General features: G+C 46.3%; 22 protein-coding genes. 4 read left to right on the plus strand and 18 right to left on the minus strand.

Annotated elements, in window-relative coordinates:
* Positions 1 to 434 precede the first annotated feature (434 nt).
* The 10 genes from ACHHV8_RS32995 to ACHHV8_RS33040 all read right to left on the minus strand — a co-directional run bounded on the left by ACHHV8_RS32995 (position 435) and on the right by ACHHV8_RS33040 (position 4,884).
* A complete protein-coding gene (locus ACHHV8_RS32995) occupies positions 435 to 845 on the minus strand; it encodes a hypothetical protein (protein ID WP_395163712.1) in 411 nt (136 codons plus the stop codon).
* Positions 842 to 1,102, minus strand: coding sequence for a helix-turn-helix domain-containing protein (locus tag ACHHV8_RS33000; protein ID WP_395163713.1), 261 nt, complete (start codon positions 1,100 to 1,102; stop codon positions 842 to 844). The genes ACHHV8_RS32995 and ACHHV8_RS33000 overlap by 4 nt, the downstream gene beginning before the upstream one ends.
* A 97-nt stretch (positions 1,103 to 1,199) precedes the next feature.
* Positions 1,200 to 1,403: a P-loop NTPase family protein gene (locus ACHHV8_RS33005; RefSeq protein WP_395164325.1), complete on the minus strand. Its 204-nt coding sequence runs from the start codon at positions 1,401 to 1,403 to the stop codon at positions 1,200 to 1,202.
* Between the two features lie 64 nt (positions 1,404 to 1,467).
* Entirely contained in the window at positions 1,468 to 1,959 is a 492-nt protein-coding gene (locus tag ACHHV8_RS33010; RefSeq protein ID WP_395163714.1) for a P-loop NTPase family protein, read from the minus strand.
* Between the two features lie 13 nt (positions 1,960 to 1,972).
* Positions 1,973 to 3,007, minus strand: coding sequence for a DUF4373 domain-containing protein (locus ACHHV8_RS33015; RefSeq protein WP_395163715.1), 1,035 nt, complete (start codon positions 3,005 to 3,007; stop codon positions 1,973 to 1,975).
* 228 nt (positions 3,008 to 3,235) lie between these two features.
* Positions 3,236 to 3,367, minus strand: coding sequence for a hypothetical protein (locus ACHHV8_RS33020; protein WP_395163716.1), 132 nt, complete (start codon positions 3,365 to 3,367; stop codon positions 3,236 to 3,238).
* Positions 3,360 to 3,623, minus strand: a complete 264-nt coding sequence (locus ACHHV8_RS33025) for a hypothetical protein (protein ID WP_395163717.1) — start codon at positions 3,621 to 3,623, stop codon at positions 3,360 to 3,362. Before ACHHV8_RS33025 ends, ACHHV8_RS33020 begins: the two co-directional genes overlap by 8 nt.
* Entirely contained in the window at positions 3,613 to 4,110 is a 498-nt protein-coding gene (locus ACHHV8_RS33030; RefSeq protein ID WP_395163718.1) for a helix-turn-helix transcriptional regulator, read from the minus strand. Before ACHHV8_RS33030 ends, ACHHV8_RS33025 begins: the two co-directional genes overlap by 11 nt.
* Before the next feature lie 190 nt (positions 4,111 to 4,300).
* Entirely contained in the window at positions 4,301 to 4,630 is a 330-nt protein-coding gene (locus ACHHV8_RS33035) for a DNA-binding protein (protein ID WP_395163719.1), read from the minus strand.
* Positions 4,627 to 4,884 carry a helix-turn-helix transcriptional regulator gene (locus ACHHV8_RS33040; RefSeq protein WP_395163720.1) on the minus strand — a complete coding sequence of 86 codons (258 nt, stop codon included), beginning with the start codon at positions 4,882 to 4,884 and terminating at the stop codon, positions 4,627 to 4,629. The genes ACHHV8_RS33035 and ACHHV8_RS33040 overlap by 4 nt, the downstream gene beginning before the upstream one ends.
* A 155-nt stretch (positions 4,885 to 5,039) precedes the next feature.
* On the opposite strand from ACHHV8_RS33040, the gene ACHHV8_RS33045 reads away from it, so the two are divergent.
* The 4 genes from ACHHV8_RS33045 (at position 5,040) to ACHHV8_RS33060 (ending at position 8,203) form a co-directional block, all read left to right on the plus strand.
* Positions 5,040 to 5,384 carry a helix-turn-helix domain-containing protein gene (locus ACHHV8_RS33045; protein WP_395163721.1) on the plus strand — a complete coding sequence of 115 codons (345 nt, stop codon included), beginning with the start codon at positions 5,040 to 5,042 and terminating at the stop codon, positions 5,382 to 5,384.
* Positions 5,385 to 5,387: 3 nt separating this feature from the next.
* On the plus strand, positions 5,388 to 6,407 hold the full coding sequence (locus ACHHV8_RS33050) for an ImmA/IrrE family metallo-endopeptidase (protein ID WP_395163722.1): 1,020 nt from the start codon (positions 5,388 to 5,390) through the stop codon (positions 6,405 to 6,407).
* Positions 6,408 to 6,456: 49 nt separating this feature from the next.
* On the plus strand, positions 6,457 to 6,903 hold the full coding sequence (locus ACHHV8_RS33055; protein ID WP_395163723.1) for an HIRAN domain-containing protein: 447 nt from the start codon (positions 6,457 to 6,459) through the stop codon (positions 6,901 to 6,903).
* 94 nt (positions 6,904 to 6,997) lie between these two features.
* Positions 6,998 to 8,203: a tyrosine-type recombinase/integrase gene (locus tag ACHHV8_RS33060; protein ID WP_395163724.1), complete on the plus strand. Its 1,206-nt coding sequence runs from the start codon at positions 6,998 to 7,000 to the stop codon at positions 8,201 to 8,203.
* A gap of 98 nt (positions 8,204 to 8,301) precedes the next feature.
* On the opposite strand, the gene groL is transcribed toward ACHHV8_RS33060, so the two are convergent.
* From groL to ACHHV8_RS33100, 8 genes are all read right to left on the minus strand, one after another.
* Positions 8,302 to 9,930, minus strand: a complete 1,629-nt coding sequence (gene groL, locus ACHHV8_RS33065) for a chaperonin GroEL (RefSeq protein WP_395163725.1) — start codon at positions 9,928 to 9,930, stop codon at positions 8,302 to 8,304.
* Between the two features lie 128 nt (positions 9,931 to 10,058).
* On the minus strand, positions 10,059 to 10,340 hold the full coding sequence (groES, locus tag ACHHV8_RS33070) for a co-chaperone GroES (RefSeq protein WP_395163726.1): 282 nt from the start codon (positions 10,338 to 10,340) through the stop codon (positions 10,059 to 10,061).
* Between the two features lie 241 nt (positions 10,341 to 10,581).
* Positions 10,582 to 11,322: a twin-arginine translocase subunit TatC gene (gene tatC, locus ACHHV8_RS33075; RefSeq protein WP_395163727.1), complete on the minus strand. Its 741-nt coding sequence runs from the start codon at positions 11,320 to 11,322 to the stop codon at positions 10,582 to 10,584.
* Positions 11,323 to 11,387: 65 nt separating this feature from the next.
* Positions 11,388 to 11,747 carry a twin-arginine translocase TatA/TatE family subunit gene (locus ACHHV8_RS33080; RefSeq protein WP_395163728.1) on the minus strand — a complete coding sequence of 120 codons (360 nt, stop codon included), beginning with the start codon at positions 11,745 to 11,747 and terminating at the stop codon, positions 11,388 to 11,390.
* A gap of 153 nt (positions 11,748 to 11,900) precedes the next feature.
* A complete protein-coding gene (locus ACHHV8_RS33085) occupies positions 11,901 to 12,905 on the minus strand; it encodes a molybdopterin-binding protein (RefSeq protein WP_395163729.1) in 1,005 nt (334 codons plus the stop codon).
* On the minus strand, positions 12,895 to 13,395 hold the full coding sequence (gene mog / locus ACHHV8_RS33090; protein ID WP_395163730.1) for a molybdopterin adenylyltransferase: 501 nt from the start codon (positions 13,393 to 13,395) through the stop codon (positions 12,895 to 12,897). Before mog ends, ACHHV8_RS33085 begins: the two co-directional genes overlap by 11 nt.
* 51 nt (positions 13,396 to 13,446) lie before the next feature.
* On the minus strand, positions 13,447 to 13,944 hold the full coding sequence (moaC, locus tag ACHHV8_RS33095; protein WP_395163731.1) for a cyclic pyranopterin monophosphate synthase MoaC: 498 nt from the start codon (positions 13,942 to 13,944) through the stop codon (positions 13,447 to 13,449).
* A 44-nt stretch (positions 13,945 to 13,988) separates the two neighbouring features.
* Complete coding sequence (locus tag ACHHV8_RS33100) at positions 13,989 to 14,624, minus strand: 5-formyltetrahydrofolate cyclo-ligase (protein WP_395163732.1); 636 nt, start codon at positions 14,622 to 14,624, stop codon at positions 13,989 to 13,991.
* Between the last annotated feature and the right edge of the window lie 152 nt (positions 14,625 to 14,776).

Raw genomic sequence — 14,776 nt, forward strand, 5'->3', positions numbered from 1 at the left:
TTAACCGTCTGTCTTAAAATTTTCCACGCATCTTCCTCGCTGTTAGCCCGGACACGGATCGTCACGCTATCGACAATCAAGCTTTCAAACTCGTAAAGACCGTTCCCGCCGATAACCAGGTACCATTTTTCTTTAAGCTTCATGCCGCCGCCTCCTGACGGACAAATTTATTCATTTTGTTGTATGGCTACTTGGTAACCAGGTAATCCTCGATTACAGTTTGATTCTGATCAGAAGCACCTGAACTTTGGAGGATAAATCGAATGAATGAGCTTAGTAAATAAGTCCAGCGTTTTCCCGTTTCCAATAGCCTTAAGTATGATATTTTCTTCCTGGCGCTTCAGTGGACGGCCTGCCCACATGGAGAACGTTTCAAGGATATGCTCGAATCTCTTGTTCCTTTTCTTCGTTATGGACGATATTTTGAATGCCCATTAAGCCCCACACCCCATTTGAAGAATAAGCATATTCAAATCAACCTTGCTCATTCCGTATTTTTTGGCGATTACAGAACGGGGAAGCTTATTCTTGTAGTCGTTTAAAACCATCCGCTGGAGTTCAGACAGACCATTTATTTCTAAAGTTCCAGTCAACTGCTTGGATTTGGTTACCCGAAGCCTGAAAGTTTCCTCATCAGGCAATACTTCATATTCCTTTTCATAAGTGAGATAGCAGCCTCTCTTGACTAACTCCACCATCCCAACAGTTCTTAAGTGGTTAATGATGGTTCCGACTTTACCTTTGCCTATCTTTGAAATCTCCAAAATTTCTTTATGCGGCTTACCTTGCTTTAATAATTCGAAAATGACTACCTCGCAGCTGCGAAGATAAATTGGCTCGCTCATTGTTCCAGCATCCTCCTTCCGTAAACCCCTCCGGGGCGGTCATTAATATAGCCAGTACGTTTCCGATCCATCACCAGCAAAACAACTTCATCCATGTCTCGATCAAATGCCCGAGAAATATCCTGAATGCTTAACCCCTCGATCCACATTCGGTCAAATTCTTTAACCTCTTTCTCGTCCCAAACAAAATCCAAATCTTCCAAGCAGACATATAATTTTTGCCGCTGATGCTTTAGAACGACCAGGCTATTTAGCATTCAGCATCCTCCCTACGCATTTGCTCGTATTCCCACTGAAGGTCTTCAACTATTAAATCGCAGATGTGTTCAGGCGATACGTCTAAATCGTAATCATTCATGCACTTTCTGGCCCCCTGTTCATTTTATTGCGGCGTCGATCTGTGCCGATCATTTCCACAAGAACAGCCTGTCCGAAGATTCGGCTGGAAACGGCGTTGCCCGTCCGTTCCATAGCGATTTCGATTCGATTGGGAGCATAGTTGCTATTGATGATGGTCACCTTACCCGGGCAATTCCGATGATCCAGCAGATGAAACATGATATCCTCTGCCCAATCCTTGTACTGGCTCTTAAACAGATCATCGATCAACAGGACCGGTACGTTATGATACCGCCATAAAACGTCTGCTTCGCTTTCTTTGGAGTCCTTTCGATATGTACTCTTGATCTCCCTGAAAAGCTGGTCCGTCCGTGATGTATATTGCCCGTTGCTTGAGCTTTGTCAGCTCGTTTCCGATGCAATGTGTGAGGTAGCTCTTACCCGTTCCATATGCGCTAAGCCCGCGCTGCTTAGCCCGATGTTCATCTCCGTAAATATAAAGCCACGTCCCTGACTTTAAATGTGCGTCGATGTTTTTCACAAAATTATGAGCCTGAATAAAGAACTGTCTGTTCTCGGTATCAATAACGGCGGTCGAAAATAACCTCTCCCGCTCGTTGGGCTTCATCCCTGCAGATGCGTTGCAACTCTCAAAGATTGTCTTTGAATAGCAATCGCACAGGGGCGGATAACCATTTTCATCAACCCGTAGTCTTTCGCGTTCCCGATAAATCACATTCCCGAGCTCGTCCCGATCACCTTCGTCAACCTTCACAACAATGATCTCGTTAATAGTTCCCGTATCCCGACACTTCGAGCATTTGTAGGGACTGTCTGTTAAGTTCATCGAGGTCGTCGTCTGAGACTTGTAACGCTCCGCTTTGACCCGAACCTCTTCCAAAAACTTTGCCACGTCCTTGGATGCCCCTGAGATTGCCTTCTTCAAGCTTGCCGCCTCCTTTTCCATCTGTCATTTCAATGCAGAGCTTTACATAATGCTTTCTCAGTGATTCAGGACTAAGAATATTCTTTCGCCAGAAAGCATCTTTCGTGGCCCAATCAATAACATTTTTGATTTCTTCCTTCTGTCGTCCGTCTAATTCGACAATCTTGCGAAAATCATCAGCCCATTTTTGCATATTGGAATTCTTGATCAAGTGGTCTACACTAAGGTTTTTAGCATATTCATTAATCTTAGAGTGAAGATAAACAGCCATACGATAGTAGCTACTGTCCTCGGCATATGTTTTTATTTGCCGAGAGGTAGTATCTTTGGGTTTTAATTCTTTACTTTTATTTACTTTACTTTCCTTTACTTTACTTTGTGCACTTTCTGCACTCGTTGCGTTGCTTTTATCTGGTTTAATGTATACATTTACCGTGTTACCGTCGGAATTAACTATTTTGATACTCACACTGCATTCCTTACTCATGGCCCCTGCGTCAATGAGAAGGTAATCATGTACGAGGGTTAGCTCCTTGCGCCGTTTGGCGGCCTCGACATACCTCTTTTGAAATCCCTTGGAGGTCAATATAGAATGTCTGTCGAATAGTTCCTGCTGGAAGAAACCCCATTTAATGCATTCATTAACAACATCTTTTATTGTGTTAATGTCAACAATAACCCGGCTTGCGAATACATACTGTTCCTTTTCTCCCCACGGATAGAAGTAACCGTTTTTATAAATCTCTCCCATCAGCTTGACGATAATCCCAAATCCCTGCATACCAAACTTGCCAATTGGGACAACGAGCTTATCGTCCTGGTCTATGTCTACATCCATCGGAAAATAGTCCAATCCTTCCTTTTGCGGTCTTGCCAATATTCATCCCCTCCTCCCCGAAGATCCGAATTGAAAAAATTAATGAGCTGCCTGTTTATCAAAACAAAAGAATAGTGCTTCCCGGATCCCGTACTTGCCTTTATATAATCTGGAATAATCAATTTCCCCTGTTGTCAAAATATTGGTCAAGTGTGCCCCGACCTCGATCAGTCTTGCCTCTGTATCGGGTTTGTCGAGGTAAATATGGGATTCGGCCAAATAGTTCAGTTAGTCGTCCTTCAAACGGATGCTGATCTGATTTACATGCCCTGAAAATTCAATGAACACATTAAAATCCGAGTTTTGATTTAATAAATACGCAATCCCCATGATCTGACCTAGTATCTTTTGTTTAGACATAGGTACTTACCTCCTTGTCAGCATGCTCATGAACAGGTATAATATCTCCAGGTACATTTTCTAAATGTGTTGCACTAAAGTCACTCTGGCCAGTGGCTTTTTTGCTTTGTAAGCAGTTATTTTCCCGAAGAATCCTATTTGTCATCGGTCGGATGCTTTCCTGGGCTCTAAACTCCTCAACCATCTGCCTTACTTCTTTACCTTTCAAGACTCCAGTTACATAGATAACCCTTGAACCGAATACCTCATCTTTCACCGCGCTTCACCTCCATTTCATGTTTCTGTGCTAAACGCTTACGATCTAGGCCGAATTCCTCCTCAAGAACTCCTTGCAGTACCACGGCCTTTTCGATTACATCCCTCATTTCTTGCCAAACTCTTTCAGCGCTTTCCCTGCGCTTTTCGGGGTCGATATGTTTTGCCACGACAAGCCCCTCCAATGCTGCTTCTGCTTCTCCTAGTTCCTTTAGAAGCACGTCTTTTAAAGCTGCCGGGTGTAAATCTAGATTTGGCACATCGTCTAAAATGTTAGAGATAAAGCCACCTGTTCTTTCATCAGCAATTGCCAGGGCTAGTTTCCAACTCAGCCCAGCTACAACAGAATCGTAAGAAGCAGCAAGCTCCCTTTCCCCATTTTCAATACGCGAAAGGACTGTGCGATCGATTGGTAATTTTTCAGACAGCGCCTTTTGGGATAAATTGTTCGATATTCGATATTCGTGAATCGCTTCTCCTAAGCTCAATGATGGCACTCCTTTCTGTCCATTGGAATTTAGCAGGATGGACAATTTGCGCACTTAAAGGCACACGAAATTGACAAAACTGCACATGTAATATATGGGAATGTGACATGATAACCGATTACAATAAGGTCAACCAACATTTCCCTTTTCGGCCCGCCAGCCACTTGGAGGCGGGTATTTCTTATCATTTTCACACCACTTGCTTGTAACCAGAACCGGCGTTTTCAGTAACCCACTCAGTGTGGTCTTCAAGCCATTTCATAAGAAGATGGGTCAGAATCTTGGGATGGCCCAGTTCTCGAATAACTGGGAAATCCCTGCGGTTCATTAACTCGGAAGCTTTGGTACTTTTAATGTCAAGAAACTTCATTAATTGCTCCCGATTCAACACTGGGGGCAGCGACCCTGCAAGCGAATGACGCTCAAGCGCCTGGTCAACTGCTTCGTTAATGGCCTTTCTCAATTGAGTCATGTCCATTTCGAATTTGATTAATGGAATACCGGAATTTGTTTCGCTCATTTACACGACCTCCCTTGTTGCGGCTTGCTCATCATTAAAATGTAATGTTTCATTGCCTTCATCCGCAAAAAAAGAGTCCAGTCGAATTCCAGATATGTTGCTATTGCCTTAGCTACTTCAACGCTCGGATTACTTACGCCATTCTCGATCATTCCGTAATACTGACGTTTTATTCCCGAATTGCTTGCAACTTCTAAATGAGTTTTACTACGAGATGTTCTAATTTTATTAAGCCATAACCTTTTCAAGATCATCACCACCTATGCAATGTTTTATTGCCTATGTCATTAATAATAGGGCAATGTTTCATTGCTGTCAATAACATTATGCAATTGTTTATTGCCTTTTCTGTTCAGGCAACTTTTTATTGCTTATAATTAATGTAATACTAGGTATGTGGGGGATAATTATGTTTTCTGATCGACTTCGCGGTCTACGAATACAATCTAAAAAGACCCAAAAAGACCTCGCTGATTTTCTAGGGATAACAAGACAAGGCTATGGTAGTTATGAAAATGGAATAACTGAACCTGACAACAAAACGTTGAATGACCTTGCTGATTATTTTGATGTGGATACAGACTATTTATTGGGACGTAGTGATGTAAAGAAGAAAAATGGTATCAATAAAGAGACTGAGCCTGTATATCGTATGATCGCACGGGCCAAAGAACTTCCTCCTGAACAATTTGAACAGGCAAAAAAATTCATTGATTTCCTGTATGAGCAGGGAAATAAAAAAGATGAAGAGTAAATTATGAAAAAGATCCCCATCATTCCACGCAGGATGTTTGCAGTACAAGGTGCCCGTAAATTCATGAGAACCTTCGAGATTTCTGAACTTCCTGTTGATCCGTTTGTTTATTTTAAAAATAATAAATGGTTGTTGTTCAAGCTTTCCGAAGCAGAGCAACTCTATGGGCAGAAGGATCCGCTAGGTCTAAGGATAAAAAATGTAGATGCTGTAACCACTTGGAACGGAAAACAATACATGACGATCTACGATGATTCAAAGCATAAATCACCCGGTAGAGTCCGTTGGACACTGGCCCATGAAATCGGGCACATCTATTTGAACCATCTTAAAGATTTTGAGCTAACATCCATTAATCGCGGCGCCAGATTGACTCAATATCAATATCAGACTCTGGAGAAAGAAGCGGACTTTTTTGCAAAAGAGCTTCTATCCCCTTCATACATCGTGTCCAGGCTTGGCTTAGATGAATGGGAAGATATCGCATCCATATGTAAAATATCAAATCAAGCTGCTTTGAATCGTCTAAGGGAATTTGAAACTGTAAAGTATTCTCATAAGATTGATTCTGACGGATATAGGTTTTATGAACAACAGTTCAAAGGCTTCTTAAGAGAGGTTAATTTTTGCTCCAATATTCCTTTTCGTCTGCCACAGCATCTTGTCAGTCGAGATCAGATAGGTGTGAAATATTTGGACTACAAATTTATGAATATATCCATGGATTCGAAGGGCCGATTTAAAATGTGCCCGCGGTGCGCACACTCTCAGTTCTCAGCACATGCCTCATATTGCAAAATGTGTGGTCTTTTTTTATACAACGACTGTCAAAAACAGGTTAAGATTGAAAACAGCGTAAATTGTGGTGAGATAAACCCATCTGATGCAAGGTACTGTGAGCACTGCGGATCGGAAACCTACTTATCAAAAATGGGTTTGTTGAAAACATGGCTTGATATCGAGAAAGAACGCCGGCGTGATGAAATTCATCCCGGCATGCGGATTGGAACAGCGAGGTATTGAATAGCAAATCCCGCAACCGATGTGGAAATATTGAGGCGCGATATTGGAAATGAATTTTTTTAAATGGGTCTGGGGTCAGATCATCCGAACAAATGATAAAAGCGATCAAGAGATGTCAAGAGTAGAAGATCAGTCGTCAGAATATAAAGAGTTTGAAATTAATGTAGCTGGAGTCACTCATAAAAATAATGATGGTTCATCAAGAAAGAAGATTGCCTCTAGTTGTCACTACGGGCAAAAATTAATTCTTGTTCGTGAATTGGACAACCCATATGATAAGAATGCCGTTAAAATAATGACGGAATCAAATAAACAATTAGGGTATGTAGACGCTTGGAACGCAAAAGATTTTCAAGCGATACTTAAGGGAACCTCAAGAACATACAGTCATATCGAGTGTGCGTTTATAGAATCAGGTATGTTCAAACCGGAAGATGAAGATAAATTACTTCCTTACTGCACTGTTTCCATTAAGAAGTATTACAAAAATAATTAGTTAATAACAGCTCTATTATCCCATCCCCTTGTAGGGGCTTTTATTTTGGCTTTGTGTGGAACATATGATCCCATATAGAAAGGGTTTATCAATTATGCCTTACTTTTATAAAGTCGATGCGAAGAATAAACAAGGCTATAAGTGGGTATGTGTCGCTGACGGCCCGCCAGATCCGGTAACCGGTAAGCGTAATCAGATTTCGCGGCGAGCTGACAAGAAGAAAGATGCTGAGAATCGAGTCAACAAAGCAATTGAGGATTTGCTCGACGCTGGGGCAGAACATCCCAAAGCCTTGAGGAATATGACTTTCGAAAAAGCTGCCTGGGAATGGCTAGAAACCTATTCAAAAGGCCGAAGGAAAGGAAGCACAATAAGGGTTCGAGAAAAAGAAATTAAAATACTCCTGCGTTATGTAGCCGCTGTTAATATTGATAAGGTCACACATAAGATGTACCAAAGAATATTGAATGATTTGGACGATAAGAATTACGCCAAAACAAGCATTGAAGGCGTTCATGTGACCGCCGGCATGATCTTCAAATATGCAATACATCATAAGATGCGAAAAGACAACCCGTGTGAAGGGGCTGTTATACCTGTCAAGAAATTAACTGTTGAGGAAATCGAGAATAATACGATCGAGGAAAAATATCTGGAGAAATCAGAACTGACCGAATTTCTTTCGGTTGTTCGTGAATATGGCATGCCGGATGATTTTGAGATATTTTACTTACTTGCCTTCTCAGGAATGAGGTCAGGCGAGCTGTGCGCGCTTAAAGAGACAGACTTTAATTTTGAAACAAATGAAATGAGAATTACCAAGACACTATACAATCCAGATAACAACATGAGGAAATATGAATTAACGCCGCCAAAAACAGAAGGATCCATACGCACCATTGAGCTTGATGAGAGCATAATGGATTTGATAAAGGCTCATATAAAAAAAGAAGCTAAGAAAAGGATGTCAACGAGACATCTATTCGAAGATTATCATGATAAGCAATTTGTCTTTCGCCATGAGAACGGATATCCCATTATCCCAAAGAACATTAATATCAGGATGCAGAGATTACTCAAGAAAACATCCATCAAAAAAGCAGCTACCCCGCACATCTTCCGTCATTCTCATATTAGCATGCTGACCGAAGCAGAAGTAGATATTAATGCGATCATGAAGAGAGTCGGCCACGATGACATGAAAACCACAATGCAAATCTACACCCACGTGACTGAAAAGATGAGAAAGTCTGTCACTCAAAAGATAAAAAATCACTTCGGCAGCATCCTCAATATGTGATTTTTGCAATGAATGTGATTTTTCCGTGATTTTAAATAAAACAGGGCCCCTCACGAGGCCCTGTAAATACTGGTATTTCAAGGTTTTTGGTTGGGCGATTACATCATGCCGCCCATTCCACCCATGCCGCCCATATCAGGCATGGCCGGTTTGTCTTTTTCCGGTTTGTCTGCGATTACCGCTTCAGTTGTCAAGAACATAGCTGCAACGGAAGCTGCGTTTTGCAATGCGGAGCGAGTTACTTTCGCAGGGTCAACGATACCGGAGTCGAACATGTTCACCCATTCGCCGGTAGCAGCGTTGTAGCCAATGCCTACAGGCTCTTTTTTCAGACGCTCAACGATAACGGAGCCTTCTTGGCCAGCGTTAGCTGCGATCGTGCGAACTGGCTCTTCCAGGGAGCGCAGAACGATGTTCACGCCGGTTTGCTCGTCGCCGGAAGCTTGAACTGCCGATACAGCTGCGTATACGTTCACCAGTGCTGTACCGCCACCGGATACGATACCTTCTTCTACAGCCGCACGAGTCGCGTTCAAAGCATCCTCGATGCGAAGCTTGCGCTCTTTCAACTCAGTTTCCGTAGCTGCGCCGACTTTGATAACCGCTACGCCGCCGGACAATTTAGCCAGACGCTCTTGCAGCTTCTCTTTGTCGAAGTCGGAAGTCGTTTCTTCCAGTTGAGCACGGATTTGGGAAATACGAGCGCCGATGTCTTTTTTGTCGCCGGAGCCGTCTACAACGATCGTGTTTTCTTTCGTTACACGAACTTGACGAGCGGAACCCAATTGGTCTGGAGTTGTGGATTTCAGATCCAGGCCAAGCTCTTCCGTAATGACTTGACCGCCAGTCAAGGCAGCGATATCTTGCAGCATAGCTTTGCGGCGGTCGCCGAAGCCAGGAGCTTTAACCGCTACGCAAGTGAATGTGCCGCGCAGTCTGTTAACAACCAGAGTTGCCAACGCTTCGCCTTCAACATCCTCAGCGATAATAACAAGCGGTTTGCCTTGTTGTACAACTTTCTCAAGCACAGGCAGAATCTCTTGAATGTTGGAGATTTTTTTGTCTGTGATCAAGATGTATGGGTTATCCAATACAGCTTCCATTTTGTCTGTATCGGTGATCATGTAAGGGGAGATGTAACCGCGGTCGAACTGCATACCTTCAACCACTTCAAGCTCCGTTGCGAAGCCTTTGGACTCTTCAACCGTGATAACACCGTCTTTGCCCACTTTTTCCATCGCTTCTGCAATCAGTTCGCCCACTTCATCGTCAGCTGCGGAGATCGCCGCTACTTGAGCGATGGATTGTTTGCCTTCGATTGTTTTGGAGATGTTTTTCAGCTCTTCTACAGCCGCTTTAACCGCTTTGTCGATCCCTTTGCGAACGACCATTGGGTTGGCGCCTGCAGTTACGTTTTTCAAGCCTTCGCGAATCATCGCTTGAGCCAATACCGTTGCAGTTGTTGTACCGTCACCGGCAACATCGTTTGTTTTGGTAGCAACTTCTTTAACCAGTTGAGCACCCATGTTCTCGAATGCATCTTCCAGCTCAATTTCTTTGGCGATAGTTACGCCGTCGTTAGTGATAAGCGGGCTGCCGAATTTTTTCTCCAGAACGACGTTGCGGCCTTTAGGACCCAAAGTAACCTTTACCGCATTAGCCAGTGCGTCCACACCACGCAGCATGGAACGACGAGCTTCTTCACTGAATTTAATTTCTTTTGCCATGAGTGATACCCTCCCGAAAATGTAATGTATATTTGGAAACGATCCGTTATTGTTTCGTAAGTAACCTCCACTGCCCTACTCATAAAGCAGCAGCGAATGGGCTAACCTAAGTATATGGCTCAGCTAAATTAGGCTAAAACGGCAAGAATGTCGCTTTCACGCATAATCAATAGCTCGCGGCCATCGTATTTCACTTCTGTGCCAGCGTATTTGGAGAAAATGACGCGGTCGCCTTCTTTAACTTCCAACGGAGTACGCTCTCCGTCTTTCAGAGTGCCGCTGCCTACTGCTACCACTTTGCCTTCTTGCGGCTTTTCTTTAGAAGTCTCCGGAAGAAAAATACCGCTTGCCGTGGTTTCCTCCTTAGCAATGGCTTCAATGACTACGCGATCGCCTAACGGTTTGATCATGAGAAAATAGCCTCCTTTAGATTATGGTTGTTTCAAATTCCTTCTGTTAGCACTCGAATATGTTAAGTGCTAACAACACTTATTATGATAATCAGTTTGTGTGAATTTTGCAAGTGGTTTTGTTCATTTTACTATTTTTTCACACCCCCATCATTGTATCCATTCTCAATTGATATATACGAGAGCTGCCTACAGAAAAAAATCCGCCTTCGCAGCACGCAAAAGCTGTCAAAAGCGGATGTTATTTCAGACCGAACTCCTTCTCCCAAGTCTGATCCTGCAGCAGCTGCTTCCTGTAGATGACCCCGGAAAGCATCACGCTGAACTCATAGAGCACAATCATAGGTATCGCTACGATAATGGCTGAAATCGCATCAGGCGGGGTAATGACCGCAGCGATAATAACCAGGATCATGTAAGCATACCGGCGTATTTTATGAAGCCGCTTCGGATTCAGAATCCTGAGCTTCGTTAAGAACATGACGACAATCGGCAGCTCGAATACGAGCGCGATCGGAATGAGAATGTTGAACATGAAGGAGAAATATTGCGCAATCCCGTACGTTTCCTTCAGTTCGAGCTTCCCTGCAATGCCGGAGGTAAACAGAAACGCCATCTGGAATACGACGAAGTAGCCGAACGCCAGCCCCAGCAAAAACAGCAAAAACGCGAACGGAATAAAAATTAGCGAAGCCTTCTGTTCCTCCGGTCTGAGACCGGGCTTGAGGAACGCCCACAGCTGGTAAAGCGAGAAAGGCAATGTTACGATAAGCCCTACCACCAGCGCAAAGCTCATATACATGCGCAGGGGCTCCCAAGGGGAAAAAGTATACCAGCCGATGCCGTTGGCCGGAGGGATCGTTTTGAGATAAGCGATGGTCGGCTGTGCGACGAACACCCCGATGACCATGCCGATAATCAGGACGATGAGCACCCATATAATCCGTTTGCGAAGCTCGCCCAGGTGCTCGACTAAAGACATTCCTTCATCCTGTTCCATGTGTTGTTCACCAACTTAGCTATGATTGATTAAAAAGTACGAATGTCTCATTCGGGAAGTCTGCGCGGGTCCGCAGCAGGCTTTGGTCTTTCCTGGACAGGCTCGGGCTCCGTTCCCGCAGCCGAGACTGCTTGTGCTGCCGGAGCAATCGGCTCCGCAGAAGCGGCAGGCTGCGCCTGAGCAGCCGATGCACCGGCATCGACTCCAGCGCCTGACGCCGGAGTCACATCCTTACGCTCCTCCGGCGGGGTCCGCACATCTTCCATCAGGTCGCTGGCGCCTTTCTTGAATTCGCGGATTGTCTTGCCCATGGCCCGTCCCAGCTCGGGCAGCTTATTCGGTCCGAAGATAACGAGAGCTACGATGGCAATGAGTAAAATCTCGGTGAAGCCCAGGTTTCCAAACATAGCGTTGAACTTTCCTTTCTAACTTAAATTTCCTTACATTCTCCTAAATGCCTATAGAACGGCAGAACACGAACAAGAGCCCGCTCCAGCTCCAGCAGCCAGGCCGATCCGGTACGCTGCACGATAAGCTGGCATACGCCAGCCTAACGCCTACTAGCAGCCGTACAAGCCCCCGTAGCCCATTTCCGTGATGTCCTCCCGGACAATCCTCTCTCCTGCATAAATACGCGGCAGCAGCACATCGAATGAAGTGTACGGATCGTGCATGACGCAGCCCGGCAGGCCCATCACAGGCACGTCGCCGAAGTAGCCTACAAGCAGCATCGATCCGGGCAGCATCGGCGTCCCGTAGCTGACAATATCAGCTCCCGCCTGCTTGATTGCGCCGGGCGTCCGGTCATCCGGATCGACCGACATGCCGCCGGTAACCAGGATCAGGTCCGCCTTCTGCTCCTCGAGAAAATAACGGATTTCTGCGACGATCGTCTCGCTGGTATCCGGCGCAAGACGCTGTTCGATCACTTCCGAGCCGAACGCAGCGACCTTCTCGCGGACAATCGGGCCGAACTTATCCTGAATGCGGCCTTTGAACACTTCGCTGCCTGTCGTAATCAAGCCTACGCGCATGGGGCGAAACGGCTTTACCTGCACCAGCGGCTCCGCTGAGGCCCCCGCCAGGCGCTCCATCTGCTCAATTTTGGCTTCCTCCACCAGCAGCGGAATGACACGGGTTCCCGTCAACGGGTGGCCGGGCTTCACGACCGTATTGGTCTTAGTCGTCGACATGACCAGCTGATCGATCGCATTAATCGCATCGACCAGCGGTCTGTGTACTTTAGCCAAGCCGTGAATCGTCGACTTCAGCGTGATTTTTCCTTCATGCGGCGAAGTCAGCTCCACGTTGGCGCCTGCAGCTGCACGGGCCATACGCAGGGCCGCTTCATCCTCGTGCAGCCATCCGGGCTGCAGGTCCATCACATAAATATGCTCCTTGCCGATGCTGAGCAGCGCCGGGATGTCTTCCTCGCGGACAATGTGCCCCTTGGTGAACAGCCGCCCCTTGAACGTTCCGGGCAAAATCTGCGTCAAGTCATGAGCCAAAGCCATACCTATGGCTTCCTCCACCTTTACTTCCCGCAGCATCGTATCAGGCTTCATCCCCGTGTTCTCCTTCACGGCCGGTCAAAATGCCGAGCGCATGCGGCAGCTGATCCATAATGGCGGCCAAATTTTCCGAAACGCCCTTCGGGCTGCCGGGCAGATTAATGATCAACGTTCTGCCGCGGATACCGGAAACGGCGCGCGACAGCATCGCCTTCGGCGTTTTTTGCAGGGCAATCATCCGCATCGCTTCCACAAAGCCGAGCGCCTGACGGTCCAGCACAGCCAGCGTCGCTTCCGGCGTGACGTCTCTGGGAGCCAGACCGGTGCCGCCCGTCGTTAGAATAAGATCCACCTTGAAATAATCGGTCATTTCGATGAGCGCGGCCATAATCTCATCCTTCTCATCCGGCACGACACGGTATTCCACGATTTCCCCGTTGATTTCCTCTTCAATCAGCTCCCGAATCACCTGCGCGCTCGTATCCTCACGCTCTCCCCGGGATCCTCGATCGCTTGCGGTTAAAATCGCCACTTTCCAACGCATAAGCTTACTCCTCTCCATGGGTTTCAAATTGCATCGTACACTGAAAGATTATTACTGTTCCGTGTCGTTTCTGAGAAAATCGCCGCTTTTGCCTCCGCTTTTGCTCATCAGCAGGGTTGGTTCGATCACCATACTTTTCTCCGCCGCTTTGCACATATCGTACACCGTCAGAGCCGCAGCGGAAACCGCCGTCAGAGCTTCCATCTCCACGCCGGTCTGCCCCTTTGTGCGGACGGTAGCCTCAATATGCAGCTCGTTCGTTCCGTTATCGGTAAAACGGATATCCACCCCGGTCAAAGAAAGCGGGTGGCACATCGGAATCCAGTCCGACGTTTTTTTGGCAGCCATTACCGCGGCAATCTGGGCAACCGCCAATACGTCGCCTTTGCCGATCTTGCCTTCCTTGATCAAAGCCAGCGTAGCCGGCTTCATGGTCACCGTCGTCCTCGCGGTGGCGCTCCGGCTCGTCTCCGCTTTATCCGAGATGTCGACCATACGGGCGCGGCCTTGTTCGTTAAAATGCGTTAAAGGGCTGTTCGTCTCCCCCATAGCCGCACCCTCCTTTACATGTCGCCTCAAACGGCTGATTGTATCTATCCTCTAGTCTTCGCCGCGCGGATGCTTCTTTCCTCCGTGATCAGCTCGTCCAAGCGAAAATCAAACAAGCCCATCGGCACTTCCTTGATCATCTGAATATCGAAGGCGCCCGCTAAAATATAAGGCTTGCTCCAGCCCGCCCGAACATACTGCTGCATAAAGCGGTCATAATAACCGCCGCCATACCCCAGCCTGCCCAGATGAACGTCAAAAGCCAAGCCCGGCACCAGCACCGCATCGATCTGCCGGATATCCGACAGCTGGGGAGCGCTCGCCTTCGGCTCAAGGATTCCCCAAGTGCCTTTCTCCAAATCGTCATACGTGCGGATCTCGAACAGCTTCAGCTGTTTGGCCTCAGGCTGTACCTTGGACACAACGATCCGGTACTTCCTCGACCAGCAGGCTTCCATCACCGGCTTGACATCCACCTCGGATTTGATAGGCATATAAGTGAACAGCGTGGGCGGATGACTCCCGCTGCGTGTGCCAAAAGATTGAAACAGCTCATCCAGCCTGCGAATGAGGATTTCGTTAATAACCGCTGATTTCTCGGCGCGTTCGGAAACGGATAATGCGTTCCTGGCCTTCTCCGCCTGCCGCCTCAGCTCAATTTTCCATTCTTTTATATTCATGTAACGGCCTCTCTTTGATGGGGTCGGTAACGTGATTAACATCATTCTAATGCCGTGTACTGCCGATAGCAAATTTTTTGCGGCAAATGATGCAAAATGTACAAGGTACTCCCTTAGTTTACCATAAAATACGCAAAAGCAAGTAATGTAAA

Origin of the sequence: Paenibacillus sp. TAB_01 (assembly GCF_043945595.1) — a bacterium.
Taxonomy (GTDB): domain Bacteria; phylum Bacillota; class Bacilli; order Paenibacillales; family NBRC-103111; genus Paenibacillus_S.

Coding starts and splice junctions, on each gene's coding strand:
- ACHHV8_RS32995 (WP_395163712.1), bottom strand. CDS start 845: ATGAGCGAGCCAATTTATCTTCGCAGCTGCGAGGTAGTCATTTTCGAA.
- ACHHV8_RS33000 (WP_395163713.1), bottom strand. CDS start 1,102: ATGCTAAATAGCCTGGTCGTTCTAAAGCATCAGCGGCAAAAATTATAT.
- ACHHV8_RS33005 (WP_395164325.1), bottom strand. CDS start 1,403: ATGTTTCATCTGCTGGATCATCGGAATTGCCCGGGTAAGGTGACCATC.
- ACHHV8_RS33020 (WP_395163716.1), bottom strand. CDS start 3,367: ATGTCTAAACAAAAGATACTAGGTCAGATCATGGGGATTGCGTATTTA.
- ACHHV8_RS33035 (WP_395163719.1), bottom strand. CDS start 4,630: ATGAGCGAAACAAATTCCGGTATTCCATTAATCAAATTCGAAATGGAC.
- ACHHV8_RS33040 (WP_395163720.1), bottom strand. CDS start 4,884: ATGATCTTGAAAAGGTTATGGCTTAATAAAATTAGAACATCTCGTAGT.
- ACHHV8_RS33045 (WP_395163721.1), top strand. CDS start 5,040: ATGTTTTCTGATCGACTTCGCGGTCTACGAATACAATCTAAAAAGACC.
- ACHHV8_RS33050 (WP_395163722.1), top strand. CDS start 5,388: ATGAAAAAGATCCCCATCATTCCACGCAGGATGTTTGCAGTACAAGGT.
- ACHHV8_RS33055 (WP_395163723.1), top strand. CDS start 6,457: ATGAATTTTTTTAAATGGGTCTGGGGTCAGATCATCCGAACAAATGAT.
- ACHHV8_RS33060 (WP_395163724.1), top strand. CDS start 6,998: ATGCCTTACTTTTATAAAGTCGATGCGAAGAATAAACAAGGCTATAAG.
- groL (WP_395163725.1), bottom strand. CDS start 9,930: ATGGCAAAAGAAATTAAATTCAGTGAAGAAGCTCGTCGTTCCATGCTG.
- groES (WP_395163726.1), bottom strand. CDS start 10,340: ATGATCAAACCGTTAGGCGATCGCGTAGTCATTGAAGCCATTGCTAAG.
- tatC (WP_395163727.1), bottom strand. CDS start 11,322: ATGTCTTTAGTCGAGCACCTGGGCGAGCTTCGCAAACGGATTATATGG.
- ACHHV8_RS33080 (WP_395163728.1), bottom strand. CDS start 11,747: ATGTTTGGAAACCTGGGCTTCACCGAGATTTTACTCATTGCCATCGTA.
- ACHHV8_RS33085 (WP_395163729.1), bottom strand. CDS start 12,905: ATGAAGCCTGATACGATGCTGCGGGAAGTAAAGGTGGAGGAAGCCATA.
- mog (WP_395163730.1), bottom strand. CDS start 13,395: ATGCGTTGGAAAGTGGCGATTTTAACCGCAAGCGATCGAGGATCCCGG.
- moaC (WP_395163731.1), bottom strand. CDS start 13,944: ATGGGGGAGACGAACAGCCCTTTAACGCATTTTAACGAACAAGGCCGC.
- ACHHV8_RS33100 (WP_395163732.1), bottom strand. CDS start 14,624: ATGAATATAAAAGAATGGAAAATTGAGCTGAGGCGGCAGGCGGAGAAG.